Raw genomic sequence first — 14,501 nt, forward strand, 5'->3', positions numbered from 1 at the left:
CGGTGTCGGGGTCGCCCGCCCAGACGAACTGCTCGTCGTCGGCCGTGACGGTCATGCCGTGCTCGTACAGGCTCACGGCGCCGCCCGCGATCCACGCGTCCCACGCGGTCTCCAGTTCGTCGACGAGCCGGCGCGGACCTCCCTGGGAGGCGATCGCGCACCCGTTCGGCGGCGTGGAGATCGTCGCCCAGGACCGGGCGCCATCGTGGAGGCGGGCATGGACGCCGCCGGTGTCGACGGTGGTGTCGAACAGGACGTCGGGCAGGCGCAGGCGCAGCGCCCACATCAGGTGGGCGTTGTCGTGCAAGGGGCGTAGGTCGCGGGTGAGGGCGCGTTCGTGGTCGGGGTCGCGGTCGGCGCGGACCCTGCGGTGGGTGGGGGTGGTGGGGGTGCCTCGGGCGTTCATGAATTGGGCGAGGCCATGGAGCCATCCGCTCGCCGAGCGGCCGTCCTTGGCGGTGGTGAGGGCGAAGTAACCCAGGCGGGTCCAGGGGAAGACGATGTCGCCGCCGGGGGTGGTCTGTTCGATCCAGGCGCGGGGGACGCGTTCGACCGCATAGGTGGCGATCAACCGGTCGAAGGGGGCGGCCGGGGCCCAGCCGAGGGCGCCGTCGCCGACCCGGACGTCCACGCGGACTCCGGCCCGGGCCAGGGTCGCGGCCGCGCCGGTGGCGAGGGCAGGGTCGGTCTCGACGCTGGTGACGTGTCCGGTGGGTCCGGCGCGGTGGGCGATCAGGGCGGCGTTCCAGCCGGTTCCGGTGCCCAACTCCAGGACGCGGTGGCCGGGTTCGAGGTCGAGGGAGTCGAGCATGTCGACGACGATCGACGTGCAGGACAGGGACGAGGACGGGATGCCGTCGGTGATCTCGGTGATCGTCGCGTCGTCGGGTCCGGCGTGGACGAGCCGGGCCCAGGCTTGCGGGTCGTCGGCGCGGGCCACGCGCCGCCAGGCGTGGCCGTCCCAGGTCCACAGAGTGTCGGGCGCGAAGGCGTCGCGGGGCAGCGCGTCGACCGCGTCCCGCAGCCACGGGGAGTCCTTCGGCCACGCGTTGCCGGTGTCCATCGCCGCGAGCGCGCGGCGGCGATGGACACCGATGTTCTCGGGGTCGGCGTTCACTCCTGCCGGTCCTTCTTGTGCTTGCCCTTGGGGTCCTCGGGCTTCGGTACCCGGCCGTCCCCGTTCCCGGGAGGCGGGTCGCCCTTGTCCAACGGCTGGTCCGGCTTGCTGTGCTCGCCCACCGCACACCCCCTGGGATCGTCACGCTCCGGGGTCCCATGATGACGCGACACACACCTCGAGGGGAACCGGCGAACACCCGACATCGCGGTCAGGTCCCTTCCTCGGTGGCGCGGGCATCGGGCCCGTCGTCGAGTTCGCGTTCGTGTTCGGCGATCCGCCGGTCGACCGCGCCGTCGCATGCCGCAATCTGCTCCCGGCAGTGACGCAGCAGGAGCTCCGTGGTGGGCTCCGGGTCGTCGGTGCGGCCGATGATGTGCAGGAGGGATTCACGCAGTTGCCAGTCGGCGCCCTGGTCCCAGCGTTGCTCGTCGAACGCGTCGTCGCCCGGCCAGTCCATGCGGACGACGATCTCCTCCCAGTCGGTCAGGTCCTCCGCCGCCCAGGCCCAACGTTCGGTCGGGGTCGGGTCGGGCACACCGGAGTCCTCGACATACACGGGGTGGTCGGCGAGTACTACGGCCGCGTACTCCAGGGGGATGCCGCCGTGTTCGACGGCCCACCCCACCCCCACACGGCCAAGGCCTCGACGAACGACGGACTCTCGGAGGGCGGGATGCCGCGAAACACGATCGTGTGTCCCTTCCTTCGGTGGTGCGCCGCACACCCTTGGCTCACGCTGTTCGATCGAAGTCGGCGCGGCGACGAACGTTCGCGGCGGATGGCGTAGGGCGTGGCCGGGTCGGCGGCCGGCCCGTGCCGTGGCCGGTCCCTCGATGCCGGCGAACTCGATGGTGTAGCAACCCATCGCCCGGCCGCCGTGCAGCAGGGGGAAGTATCCGCGCGCTCCCTCGCCGGGATGCACGGTGACGCCCGGATAGGCACGCTCCACCTCTTCGCCCGAGCCGAAGATCCTGGCCCTGGCCGTGGCGACCGTGTCGGTCTCCGGAGTGCGCCGGGACAGCGGCGTCCCTTCGATGTCGCGGACCGCATCGCGGGGCAGACCGGCGGCCCCCGCCACGTGCAGCCGCTCCCGCTCGACGACGGACAGCGCCGAGGCCCTGCCGCCGAAGGCCTGGACTGGGGGTTGGCTCCGTGGGCCTTTGGGGGTGGGGGCGATGTGCCGGGCGGGCGGGCGGTGGTCGGTCGACCACCGCCCGCCCGCCCCTGACGTTGCGTCAGGGCGCTGGGTTCAGCGCCCTGGGGGTCTCGACGACGCCGGGACGGTCGTCAGACCTGTTCGAGCCAGAACATGTCGGCCGTATAGCGGTGTTGTTCGGTTACCGCGCCGACCACCGAGAAGCTCGGGATGGAAACGAACATCTTGGTGTGCTGGACCTGCATGACGAACGGCCGGGGGTGCGCCATGGGGCCGTCGCTGAAGAACAGCTTGAACCGCTGGCTCGCAAGGTTGTTGCAGTCCTCGACCTTGAGCATGGCGCCCTCGTAGGCGGCGCCTCCGGTGACGCCCATGCACCACGGGCCACCGGCCCACCTGGTGACGAACGTGTACTCGAAGTCGTCGATGGGCCCGCCGAAGACCGGCCGGGTGCGGCACATCGTCCACTTCTCGTCGTCCCAGTCGTTCCAGGGCATTTGGATGACCCTACCGTGCAGGGGTTCCCAGCGATTCTGGTCGAAGTCGAGGAGCATGCCGCTGTTGGTGTGGATGATGTAGACGCCCCCACAGTCCATGTCGGACGGCCACGACGGGCCGGCCTGGGCGGTGGGCGAGGCGGTGAGGAGCATCGCCGCCGCGACGATCGTGGTGGTGACCGCGGCGACGAGGCGCCGGATCGGTATCGGGGTTCGGGTCGTACGCTTCATCGGTTCCCTACCATTTCGGGGTTGGTGGGACGGGGTATGGGACCGGTCAGCAGTGCAGGCGGGCACGGGCGACCGCGCGCACGGTGCCGGGGGGTTCGGCCTGGGCACACGAGACGGTGCCCTGATCGGGGAACGTGAAGGTGACGTACGTTCCGGTGCCGGCGGGGCCGCCGACCCAGACCCACTTGCCGGTGGTGGGGCCGGTGCGGCCGCAGATCTCCAGGAGCCACTGGCCCTCCACCCGCTCGGTGCCGCGGTAGAGCCCGTAAACACCGGGTTGGTTGAAGTGCACGTTCTCCGTCAAGGTGCTGGTCGTGGTGCTGCCGGCGCTGGTGGCGACACTGAGACCGAACTTGGTGCCGACGCTGCCGAGGGTGGTCTTGTCCTCGGACGAGAAGTCGACGCTGTTGTTGACCGATGTGCTGACCGAGTTCACCTGGGTGAGCGTGCGGGTCTGGTCGATGGAGGTACCCGGCGCGACGGCGAAGCTGTCCCACTCGGTGATGACCGGCGTGAGCACCGCGGTGATGGGCGTGCCGCGATAGCGGGTGACGTTCGGGTTGCAGTCGGGCGCATCCGCGTACGCGGGGGCGGCCTGGATGCCCACGGCCATGCACGCCAGCGTCGCGAACGCGGCGGAAACGGCCAGCGAGCGCCGCAATATCGGACGGGGAACACTACTCGTGCTCACGAATCGACCCCTTCGATGGACGGAGCCGCTTCCTCCGCGCCGGCGAGGGAGCGCGTCGTTGCGGGGGCGGCCCGCATGAGCGTGACATCGGTGAGGTGAACCCCCCATCAACTCGTAGGATGGAAGCCGAGGACATCCCACCGGAGGAGTTGGTGGTGACCGGTGATGCCGTGGTGACCATCCGGCGTCATCCGGTCGCAGGATTGTCGGAACATGCGATCTTGTGGGAATGGCGCATCGCGTGCACGCCGGCAGCGTTTCGATGTCCGCGCAGGCCACAGGCCGTGTGAAGGGCATCCTGTGCGGGCGGGTCCCGCGTCGAGTGGCGCGGGCGGGTGCCGGCTTCGGCGGCCGTGCCGGATGAGACCAGCGGAGGATGGCCCCGAGGTCGAGCACGCGCGTCGCGGCGGCCGTACGACTTCAACAGCCGGCGCGCGCATCACGCCTGCGTGCGCACGCGTGCACGTCGCCGTCGATGTGGCGGTAACGCGACTTGCCTGGCGGGTCCGCGACTTCGTTCCATCCGGGCGATGCGTCGGCGGGTCGGTGCTTCGGTTCCGTCCGATTCGTCGGCCCGATCGATCCATGTTTCCAGCGTCCTTGTGCCGGAAGGGGGCGGGTGGAGACAGAGTTCGATGGGAGCGCAGGTGAGGGTCGGACAGGCACCAGGACCGGTGGCCGTCGTGGCCGGCGGGGCGCGTGCAGCGTCCAGGGGCAATGGGGTGGGCCATGCGGGTGGAGCGGGCAACCCCGACACCGCGCCGAGGACCGGGTTCTGCGGCGAGGTTTCGGGGGTGCGACCCGGCCGGTCGGCGAGTCCTGGGCCGTGGGTGCCGGTGGTTCCGTGGGCGGCGTGGCCGACGGCGGTGTCGTCGATTGCGTGGAGGGTGTCGAGGGCGTGATGGCGGGGGCGGGCCCGGCCGGCGGTGGCCTCGCCGGAGTCGGCGTGTCGGAGGCCGTCGTCGTGATCGCCCAGCCGGCCGCGGCCAGGGCCAGTACCGCTGCCGGGGCGCGGACCCGGTCGGCCAGCAGCGGCTTACCGGTGCTTTGTTGACGGCGGCTCTCGTTCGCAGTATGCCGTGAAGTAGCAGTCTTCGTGGGTATGTTCGGGGACACAGACCTCGGTGCCGCCGTCGACGCCGCTCGTTGCCAACGCGCGGAGCTGTTGCAGCAGTCGGCGCCGATACCGTCGTCACCGACGGCGATCGCGTGATCGGCGGCGGCCTTGGCGCGCGGTATCCAACCCGCCGGGTCGCCGAGACGGCCTGCGTGATGGGCGACCTGAACGAGTGGAGGCGGCTGCGATCCGTTCAAGACCTCGATCGCCCGGCGGTGCAGTCGTCTGCGCCGCGGACCGAGGATGCGGGCGTAGAGCGCCTGGCGGAAGGTGTACCGGTCGTCCGCGACCTCCTCCAGGACACTCGCGGTCAGGGCCGCCTCCAGGGCCTCCTCGGCCTCCTCCGGTTCCAGGCCCGTCATCCGGGTGAGCAACTCCTCGTCCCGGGCACCGCGAGAACCGCTGCGGCCCGCACGATCGCCACCGCGGGGCGCGGCAACTCGTGGACGCGGCTGCCGATCACCTCCTGAAGCGCTCGCGGCACGCCGACGTGCTCCAACGCGGCCGCGGAGACGCTGCCGCCGGTGGCCGCGAGACGCTCCTCCAGCACCCGCAAGTCCTCCTCGACCGCCGGCGGCAACCCCGCGCTGCGCTCGTACAACTGCCGGTCCAACGCCGCAGCCGCGGTCGAGCCGAGCACAGCGGCGGCCGGCTCGGCAACCCCGGCCTGCTCTTGCACCCGGCGCTGGATCTTGACGCCACCACTAGCCTGAAGCGGGGCGGCCTGCTGGGCGCCCCGCCGGTCCGGGCTGGTGTGGACGGCCCATTGCGCACCGTGCGAGTAGCAGAGCGTCCGGGCTGCCCTGCGCGGATCGGGTACCAGCCTGCGGGAGTGTTCGGTCGCGTGGTCACCGAGGGCCCACTATCGCGAGTTGATTCCTGACCGGTCCTCACGACGCGGTGGTCATCGTCCTGTTACTCCGTGATGATCGCGGGGTCGCTGACGCCGGGGGTGCCGTTCTCGACGTGTCCGGCGAATCGCCGCAGAAACGTCGAGTCGGCGTTCGATGTGACGGTGAGGTCGTACCAGCGGCGAGTGGCTGCGAGGTCGACGGTGTGCCGCACCCGGGCGCCCGGGCGCACCTGGAAAGTCAACGGCCGTCCGGTGTGGCCGTTGGCGAGCTTCAGCATTACCGTGCGGGATCCCTTGTTGGTGAAGGTGAGTTCGACGCAGTCGCCGCAGTGGCGGGCTGTGACCTCGGGGCCGGCGGCCTTGCCTGGGCCCTTGAAGACGCGCAGGAAGCCGTTCGGGCCGTGCACCGTCAGGTCGTAGGAGCCATTCGAGAACGCCGAGTTCCAGGTGTCGGCGACCGTCTTGCCGGCCTCGGTGGTGTAGGACCACGGGCCGTCGGTGCGGTTGCCGGAGGTGACGAGGAAAGCGGCGCCGGCCTTCGCGCCAGAGGTGAAGGTGAGGGTGAACTTCCCGGCCGCGCTGTCCACCGAACCGTCGACGATGGGGGCGTACTTGAGCGGACGGGTAGGCTTGCGGCCGCGTTCCTGCCGGGGCAGGACGGGGTTGGCGGGCGGCACCGGCACGTAGTCGGGGTGGCGGTCGTGGTCCGGCGGCTTGTAGCCGGCCGGGTCCGGCAACGTGACCGGCCGGGTGTCCTTGCGGGAGAAGTCGAACGCGGCGGTCAGATCGCCGCATACCGCACGCCGCCAGGGCGAGATGTTCGGCTCGTGCACGCCGAAACGGCGCTCCATGAACCGGATGATCGAGGTGTGGTCCAGGGTCTCGGAGCAGACGAACCCGCCCTTGCTCCACGGGGAGACGACGAGCATCGGCACACGCTGACCCAGACCGTAGGGTCCCGCGACATGGTTGCCGTCGCCCTCGAAGACGTCCGGGCCGACATCGACGGTGGACTTGCCCTGGGCGGCGGAAACCGGGGGGAACGGCGGGAGTTGGTGGTCGAAGAAGCCGTCGTTCTCGTCGTACGTGATGAACAGGGCCGTCTTCGCCCACACCTTCGGGTCGGAGGTGAGCGCGTCGAGGACTTGGGCGACGTACCAGGCGCCGTAGTTGGCGGGCCAGTTGGGGTGCTCGGTGAATGCCTCGGGCGCGACGACCCAGGAGACCTGCGGCAGCTTTCCGCCCTTGACGTCGGCCTTCAGCTCGTCGAAGAAACCCTCGCCCTTGCGTGCGTCGGTGCCGGTGCGGGCCTTGTCGTACAGCGGGTCGCCGGGCCGGGCGTTCCGGTACTGCTCGAAGTAGAGGAGCGAGTTGTCGCCATAGTTGCCGCGGTAGGCGTCCTGGATCCAGCCCCAGGAGCCGTTCGCGTCGAGGCCGTCGCCCACGTCTTGGTAGATCCTCCAGGAGATCCCGGCCTTCTCCAGGCGCTCGGGGTAGGTCGTCCAGCCGTAGCCCGCCTCGTCGTTGCCCAGGACCGGCCCACCGCCCCGGCCGTCGTTGCCGGTGTAGCCGGTCCACATGTAGTAGCGGTTCGGGTCGGTCGAGCCGATGAACGAGCAGTGGTAGGCGTCGCAGATGGTGAAGGCGTCGGCGAGCGAGTAGTGGAAGGGGATGTCGTCGCGGGTCAGGTACGCCATCGTCGTGGCGCCCTTGGATGGCACCCACTTGTCGTACTTGCCCCCGTTGAGGGCCGCGTGGCCGTCGTACCAGCCGTGCGGGAGGTCCTGGAGGAAGGCCATGCCGAGGTCGTCGGCGTTCGGGTGGAACGGCAGGAGGTCCTTCGTGCCGTCCGACTGGTACCAGACCGGCTTGCCGTCCTGGCGGGTGATGACGGGACGCGGGTCGCCGAAGCCGCGGACACCTCGGAGGGAACCGAAGTAGTGGTCGAACGACCGGTTCTCCTGCATCAGGACGACTATGTGCTCGACGTCCTCGATCGATCCCGTGCGGTGGTTCGCGGGCAGCGCGGCGGCCCGCTGGATGCTGCCGGAGAGTGCGGTGAACGCCGTGGTGGCGCCCGCGAGTTGAAGGAACCGGCGCCGATTGACTTCGGGCATGAGTGCGACCCCTCATTCAGACGTGCTGAATTGTTGGAACGTGGCGGATTCCGTGCGATCGACGGTTTCGAGCGCAGCACCGTCAGGACAAGCTTCGATTGAGTCGACGTGACGGTCGGCGATGCGTGACGGCGCGGGCGGTGTTCGCGCCGCCGAGAACACGCGTCCCCGTTTTCGATCAGGGCAGGGCGTCACTCCGTCATCGCCGGGGAGGCGTTGTCGAAGCCCCCCACGCCTGGGGCACCTCATTCATCGTGAAGTCGAGGTGTCCGCCGCGTATCAGCGCCTCGTGGCTCACGAACGGCTTGTTGATGCTGTCTCCGTTCAGCTTGACCGCTTGCACGTAGGCGCGGGACTTCGCGTGGGAGGCCGAGATGACCAGCGGGCGACGCGCCCCGGGCAGGTCCAGGGTGACCTTGTCGAACAAGGGGCTGCCCACGGCGTAGTTCCCCGAGGCGGGGTTGACCGGGTAGAAGCCCATGACGGAGAACAGGTACCAGGACGACATCTGACCGCAGTCCTCGTTGCCGGGCAGTCCGTCAGGGGCATGGCGGTAGCTGCCCTCGGCGGTCTGCCGCACCAACTCCTGGGTACGCCACGGCCGGCCCGAGTAGTCGTACAGGTAGGGGATGTGGTGGCTCGGTTCGTTGGTGTGGTTGTTGTGGCCCCCGGCGAAGTACCCGTCGAGCCATGAGGCGAACTTGTCGTTTCCTCCCTTGAGGGCGATAAGGCCTGGGACATCGTGAATGACGTCGTTGGTGTAGACCCACTCGTCGCCCTCGGTCCAACCGCCGTCGGCCCAGGTTCCGTCGAGGTTGCGCGCCTGCATGAAGCCGGTCGCGGCGTTGTACTGGGTCTTGTAGTTCTCGCTGCGCTTGAGGAAGTACGCGGCGTCGTCGGGCTTGCCCACGGCTTTGGCGACCTGCGAGACGGCGTAGTCGCCGTAGGCGAAGTCCAGGGTCCTGGTTCCGGCTTCGGCGGTGCGGTCGGCCGCGACCCAGCCGTTCTGCATGTACCAGGTCAGTCCGGCCCGGGCTTCGACGGCCGTGGCCATCTCGCGGTCTTCGTAACGCTGTTGGGTGTCCTTGTCCGGGGGCGTCATGGCGTTCTTGCGGACCGCCTGGTAGGCGAGGTTACGGTCGAAGCCGTGGAAGCCCTTGACGACGGCCTCCGCGATCACCGAGTCGGCGCCGCTGCCCTCCATGATGTTGGTCTCGGTGATGTTCTTCCACAGCGGCAGCCAGCCGCCCTGCTGGTAGTCCTGCAGCATGGAGGTGACCATGTCGTCGATGCGCTCGGGGGCGAACAGGGTGAGGAACGTGTTCTGCGCCCGGAAGGTGTCCCACAGCGAGTATCCGGTGTAGCTGACACCCTTGTGGACCTTGTCGTCGTAGGCGCTGTAGTAGCGACCGTTCTCGGACATCTCCGACGGGTACTGCAGTGCGTGGTACATGGCGGTGTAAAAGGTCGCGAGCTGATCGGGCGTGCCACCGCCGATGCGAACCCGGTCGAGCTTGTCCGCCCACGCAGCTTTGGTCTTGGCCACGGTCGCGTCGAAGCCCGCCCGGTCGGGGGCCTCGTTCTCGAGGTTGGCCCGCGCCTGGTCCACCGAGATGAACGAGGTTGCGATCCGCACGGTGACGGTCACGGCGCCGGCGGGGAAACGCACATAACCCGAGACGCTCCGGTCCGTACGGTCGGACTGACCCTCATGCTGCGTCGCGCCGGTCGCCGTGCCATGGGTGTCGAAGGCGGTGTCGAAGCGCGCCACGAAGTAGCCCTTGAATCCCGGCGCCTTGAACGGGCCGAGATTGCTGTCCTGACGGTCGGGGTTGTAGCCGGTGATCTCCCGTTTGGTGGGGTCGATGTGCACCTGACCGGTGATGCCGGATCGCGTCGCCTGCACGACGAAGTTGGCCGGCACACCGCTGGGGTAGGTCATCCGCAGAAAGCCGATGCGGGACGTGCCGGTGAGTTCCGTGCGCAGCGTCTGCCCGGGCGTCGGGTGCATGTTCACGGTGTACTTCTCGGGCGAGGCCGTCTCGTCGCCGTGGCTGTAGGGCAGGGCCCGGTCCTCCTCGGCCGTCTTGACGGTACCGACTCCGGGCATGCCGACCACGTATCCGGAGTCCCCCATCCAGATCGCGGGTTGGTGCGTGCCGATGAACCCGGTCATCTTCGGATCGTTGAGGCGGTACGGGAGTCTGCTGACGTAGTTGGTGCGCGTCATCGGTGACCACCGCGTCATCGCGAACGGAGGTGCCGCACTCGGGATCATGCCCCCGTACTCGGTGCCGCTGTCACCCGTCGTCCCGATGAACGGGTCCACCTTGCCCACGTTCGAGTTCTGTCGGTCACGCAGGCGTTCGGTACCCGCAGGGGAGGCCGCCCGCGTCGGGGGAAGCAGTGCCGCTGGCAACGCGATGAGGATCAGGGCTGCCCACCACGACGGCGCCCGCCCGCGCGACGCCACGGGCGAAGCGGGAGCCGTCGATTGGCGCCGAACCCGGCCCATGCGGATACGCATCTTGCCTCCACATACGGAGAGGATGGGAAACGGTGCATGGCAAGTGGTGACAACGGTGTGGCGTCCGAAGCGCGTCGTCCCCAACCCCGGCGCGCCCAGGACGTGGCGGCGAGCGCGATGACGACCAGCCACGGCAGCCCAGCAGACGCCCGTCGCCGACGGCTCCGGTGAGTTTCGTCGGTACGCCGCGAACGTCCTGGCCATCCGTCGTGACCGGAGCCGGGCGCCATGCCGAGACTGCCCAGGGTGATGATGAGCGCGGGCACCCGCGCCTTGGCGATGAGGAACCCGTTGATCGGCCCCACGTGGCGCCTGCGGCGAGCCCGGCGAGAAGCCCGACCATTATTCGATCCCCATCCCGCTTCGGCCCCGGCGATGCCGGACCGCAGCAGGACGCGGGGCCGGAGAGTGGTGGATGATCATACGGAAGCCTTCAATATGAGTAGTACTCATGTTTCGTCCATATGTTAGGGACACGTGCCCACGACGCCAACCCTTGACGGGGGCTGTCATCGGAATGTGGGGAGACCGCGGCGATACTGCCGGCAACCGTGACGAGGCGCTCACTCGTGTCGGCGGCGAACGACCGGTCGGACTGGGGGCGTCCGGGCCCTGCGCACAGGGGGCTGCTTGGTCGGTGCGCACCGCGCCCCACCAGCCGCGTTCCGGGCCGTCACGCCCTTGGGCGCCTGTGCACCCCCAACGCCACGGACCGTGATGTCGCGCCGCCACGATGTCCCTGCCCGCCTTGGCACCCCGGCCGAACGCACTCCGGGTGGGTCACGCCAGGTGGGCAGGGTGCTGTCATTCCGCCGTGCCCTGTTGCCGCTCGGCCATGGCGCGCCGGCTGGAGGCTGCCGCGCCTACTCCGCTGTCGACGAGTACCGGGTCACGATGCCGTTGTGTCGGCTGAGGGAAGGTTCTGCTCCGCCCAGATGATCTTCCCCGCGCCCGTGTAGCGGGTTCCCCATCGCCGGCTGAGGTGTGCGACGAGGAACAGACCCCGGCCGCCCTCGTCGGTCGTACGGGCATGCCGCAGACGCGGAGACGTGTTGCTGCTGTCCGAAACTTCACAGATGAGGGCGTCGTCAAGGATGAGGCGCAGGCGAATGGGCCCGCCACCGTAGCGCATGGCGTTGGTGATCAGTTCGCTGACGATCAGTTCCGTGGTGAAGAACAGGTCCTCCAAGCCCCATGACACGAGCTGATCATGTACGAGTCTCCGGGCGCCTGCGACGGCAGCCGGATCGCTCGGCATATCCCACGTGACAACCAGGCCGAGACCAAGGGCATGGGTACGCGCTACGAGCAGCGCGACGTCATCGGACAGCGGCCCCGACACAAGAGCGCTGATCACGGCGTCGCAGATGCCTTCGGGATGCGTGTCATGCTCAGCGAGGACAGCGGCCAAGCGAGCCATTCCCTCATCGATGTCCTGATCACGGGTTCGGACGAGCCCGTCGGTGTACAGGGCGAGCACGCTGCCCTCGGGGAGTTCGAACTCGGCGGACTCGAAAGGCAGCGCCCCAAGGCCCAGCGGCGGCCCGGCAGCGAGGTCGGGAAAGGACACCGCCCCGTCCGGGCTGACCACAGCGGGGGGCAGGTGCCCGGCCCGCGCCATCGTGCAGCACCGGCTGACCGGGTCGTAGACCACGTACAAACACGTTGCGCCCGTGGCCGCGGCAGCCACCGTCTGTGTCTCATCCCCCCCGACCGCGTCCTCCGTTCCCTGCAACTCGAGAACGAAGTCGTCCAAATGGGCCAAGACCTCCTCCGCAGGAACTTCCAGAGTGGCCAACATGTGAACAGTTGTTCGAATACGTCCCATGGCCACGGCGGCGTGGTAGCCGTGCCCAACGACATCGCCGACGACCAGCGCCACGCGGGCCCCGGACAGCGGGATCATGTCGAACCAGTCACTTCCCAGCCCATGGCTGGCCACCGCCGGGAGGTAGCGCGATGCCACTTCCAGGGCGGGGCGCTCGAACAGGACACGCGGCATCAGGCTGCGCTGAAGGACCGTAGCCGCCGTCTGCTCACGGGTGAACCGTCGCGCGTTGTCCACGCATACTCCAGCACGCGCGACGAGCTCCTCGGCGAGGAGAACGTCGTCCTCCTCGAACCGGTCCGGAGAGCGCCAGCGTGCAAAGCACACCACTCCCAGCGTCACGCCGCGGGCCCGCAGTGGTACGGCCATCACCGAGTGCGGCCGCAGCGCGCCGACCTTCGACCACGGGTCCTCGGCGGCCGACGCCGCCGTGACCGTTTCCAGGACGGCCCTGTCCTCAGCCAGGGTACGGGCTGCGAGCGAACCCAGCGGGTGGCGGATCGCCTCTCCGATCCGTACGCGGGCCTCCGGGTAGTCCCCGGAGACCGACCGCATCGCCGCCCGATACATGTCTGGGATGTCGTCGGCTCGGCCGGGAGCAGGCTCGACACCTTCCGGAACCGTATACAGCAGGTCGATCGCGGCAAAGTCGGCCAAGCGGGGAACCGCGACATCGGCCAGTTCCTGAGCAGTCCGTGTGACATCCAGAGTGCTACCAATCCGCGCGCTGGCCTCGTTGAGCAGCACCAAACGCTCCCGAGCCCGCCAGCGGTCCGTGATGTCGCTGGTGATGTACCACACCCCGTGAACTCTGCCCGCTTGGTCCTCAAGCCGGAAGAACGACATGCGGTACACGTACTCACGGGAGTCCTTCGTCGGTACGCGGCCACGGAACTCGTAGTCCAGAATCGGAACGCCGGACTCAAGCACCCGCCGCACCCGCGTCTCAACCCCCCGAACATCCACGTGCGGGACCGCCTCCGCAATGTGCAGGCCGAGCCGCCGAGCGCGAGGGATGGCGCCTCCGTATTCCAGCGCATCGTTGACCCAGACGTAGCGCAGGTCCGTGTCGAGCACCGCCACGCCGATGGGGGAGCCGACAACGAAGGGCTCGAACATCATCTGGCTGAGCGTCGAGGCCGACTTGCGCTCGTCATCTTCGGCAGACACCAGCCAGCAGGTACGCCCGGTGGTGTCGAGCAGCGGGGATGCCAGCACGGCCCGTTCCAGACGTCCGCCGTCTCGGTGGCGGAGCGGCACAGTACCGCCCCAACTACTACGCGCCCTATGCTCTTTGGCCATTCGGAGCACCCCTCGAGCGTCCCCCGCCAAAAGCGCAGCGGCCGGCCGATTCAGGATCTCTTGGGGCGCATAACCGAGAAGCTGCTGCGCAGCCAGGCTCCACGCGATGACCGTACCTCGAGGATCCAGCACTGCTGCCGCCACGCCTGCCACGTCAAAGGGCCGTGCCATCTCCCCCGCCGGCCCCGTGCCTCTCGCCGCCGACTCTTCCGGTCCGTATTCAGCGCGAGGGCGGTCATGTGGGTTGCACACATTTCCACCTTAACAGCCAGTAGATTAGCGAACCCATCATCGGCCAGGAGCCCACACGAACAAGGGCAGCAGGTGTTCGTGGACGACGTCCACCACGTCCTGACCGGTGACTGCCGAGGCGAGTGCCATGGTCGTCGCGGCGATTCGCTCGGTGCGGTCCACGGCCACTTCGCGCGTTTGATCCCGCGGCATTCGACTGGGGCGGGCGCCGGTGGAGGCGACGATGGAGACGGCCAGTCCCCCTGGATCACCGAACTGATGCACAACGCCGGCGACGCCACCTACGAAGGGGAGTTCCGCAAGGAGATCGCTCGGGCGGAACCGGAGCGCCGGTTCACCTCGCCCACGGCGAGCCGTCTCTTCGGCGAACTCAGCGCCGGACTGCTCTGAGCAACAGCCTCGGGCGCACCCCACGGAGTCCCTGGAGCCGGTGACTCACCGGCTCCAGGGCCGCTGGAGCAGCCGACCCCCGTGCCGACCGATGCCCCCATCACCCGGGCGCAGAGCCGAGAAGAAGTCCGCAGACAAGGCATTTCCCCGGCATATCCCCACGACCTCGCGGCCGCCTTGGCGCCGAGCGCACAGGCGGGCGCAAGCACGCCCGCACATGGCCGTCGCCGACGCCCCATTGTGCCCGTGCCCGGGCCGCGTTGCCGATCCCCATCCGACGTTGCAGCCGTCCGAAATCCGGCCGGCCCGTCTTGTCCAGGGCGACCACCTCCCCGTCCAACACCACCGCTCTTCCGCCCAACTGCGTACCCGGCGCTAAGAGGTCCTACTTAAGCCGGACCATCCACCTCTCACGCACGA

At 69.0% G+C, this 14,501-nt stretch carries 12 protein-coding genes and 1 pseudogene; 2 read left to right on the plus strand and 11 right to left on the minus strand.

From position 1 onward, the window contains the following. The 5 genes from A3IC_RS0120220 to A3IC_RS0120240 all read right to left on the minus strand — a co-directional run. On the minus strand, nucleotides 1-1,117 hold a 1,117-nt coding region (locus A3IC_RS0120220), incomplete at its 3' end, for a methyltransferase domain-containing protein (protein WP_020551868.1). Then, entirely contained in the window at nucleotides 1,114-1,239 is a 126-nt protein-coding gene (locus A3IC_RS72580) for a hypothetical protein (protein ID WP_020551869.1), read from the minus strand. The genes A3IC_RS72580 and A3IC_RS0120220, both read right to left, overlap by 4 nt. Nucleotides 1,240-1,328: 89 nt before the next feature. Further along, entirely contained in the window at nucleotides 1,329-2,198 is an 870-nt protein-coding gene (locus A3IC_RS0120230; protein ID WP_026218501.1) for a hypothetical protein, read from the minus strand. Between the two features lie 209 nt (nucleotides 2,199-2,407). After that, nucleotides 2,408-3,004, minus strand: coding sequence for an RICIN domain-containing protein (locus tag A3IC_RS0120235; protein ID WP_020551870.1), 597 nt, complete (start codon nucleotides 3,002-3,004; stop codon nucleotides 2,408-2,410). Between the two features lie 46 nt (nucleotides 3,005-3,050). After that, nucleotides 3,051-3,695: a hypothetical protein gene (locus tag A3IC_RS0120240; protein WP_158696023.1), complete on the minus strand. Its 645-nt coding sequence runs from the start codon at nucleotides 3,693-3,695 to the stop codon at nucleotides 3,051-3,053. Between the two features lie 119 nt (nucleotides 3,696-3,814). On the opposite strand from A3IC_RS0120240, the gene A3IC_RS68785 reads away from it, so the two are divergent. Beyond that, on the plus strand, nucleotides 3,815-3,985 hold the full coding sequence (locus tag A3IC_RS68785) for a hypothetical protein (RefSeq protein WP_158696024.1): 171 nt from the start codon (nucleotides 3,815-3,817) through the stop codon (nucleotides 3,983-3,985). A 1,185-nt stretch (nucleotides 3,986-5,170) separates the two neighbouring features. Here A3IC_RS68785 and A3IC_RS0120250 read toward each other — a convergent pair. The 5 genes from A3IC_RS0120250 to A3IC_RS72585 form a co-directional block, all read right to left on the minus strand. Continuing rightward, complete coding sequence (locus A3IC_RS0120250) at nucleotides 5,171-5,491, minus strand: hypothetical protein (RefSeq protein ID WP_020551874.1); 321 nt, start codon at nucleotides 5,489-5,491, stop codon at nucleotides 5,171-5,173. 236 nt (nucleotides 5,492-5,727) lie between these two features. Then, nucleotides 5,728-7,782, minus strand: coding sequence for a phosphocholine-specific phospholipase C (locus A3IC_RS0120255; protein ID WP_020551875.1), 2,055 nt, complete (start codon nucleotides 7,780-7,782; stop codon nucleotides 5,728-5,730). 199 nt (nucleotides 7,783-7,981) lie between these two features. Beyond that, the gene (locus tag A3IC_RS0120260) at nucleotides 7,982-10,513 is read right to left on the minus strand and encodes a GH92 family glycosyl hydrolase (RefSeq protein ID WP_321184132.1); all 2,532 of its coding nucleotides are present in this window, start codon (nucleotides 10,511-10,513) and stop codon (nucleotides 7,982-7,984) included. Between the two features lie 685 nt (nucleotides 10,514-11,198). Then, a complete protein-coding gene (locus A3IC_RS0120265; protein WP_040876910.1) occupies nucleotides 11,199-13,610 on the minus strand; it encodes a SpoIIE family protein phosphatase in 2,412 nt (803 codons plus the stop codon). A 117-nt stretch (nucleotides 13,611-13,727) separates the two neighbouring features. After that, nucleotides 13,728-13,853: a hypothetical protein gene (locus A3IC_RS72585; RefSeq protein WP_281174499.1), complete on the minus strand. Its 126-nt coding sequence runs from the start codon at nucleotides 13,851-13,853 to the stop codon at nucleotides 13,728-13,730. 96 nt (nucleotides 13,854-13,949) lie between these two features. Here A3IC_RS72585 and A3IC_RS0120275 point away from each other — a divergent pair, with 96 nt between their 5' ends. After that, nucleotides 13,950-14,081 (plus strand): hypothetical protein, encoded by a 132-nt coding sequence (locus A3IC_RS0120275; protein WP_020551879.1) that lies wholly within the window; start codon nucleotides 13,950-13,952, stop codon nucleotides 14,079-14,081. 247 nt (nucleotides 14,082-14,328) lie between these two features. Here the strand turns inward: A3IC_RS0120275 and A3IC_RS71155 are convergent. After that, nucleotides 14,329-14,466 (minus strand): annotated as a pseudogene (locus A3IC_RS71155) (ATP-dependent DNA ligase); the annotation flags it as partial. Nucleotides 14,467-14,501 lie beyond the last annotated feature (35 nt).

This window comes from Embleya scabrispora DSM 41855, assembly GCF_000372745.1.
Taxonomy (GTDB): Bacteria; Actinomycetota; Actinomycetes; order Streptomycetales; family Streptomycetaceae; genus Embleya; species Embleya scabrispora.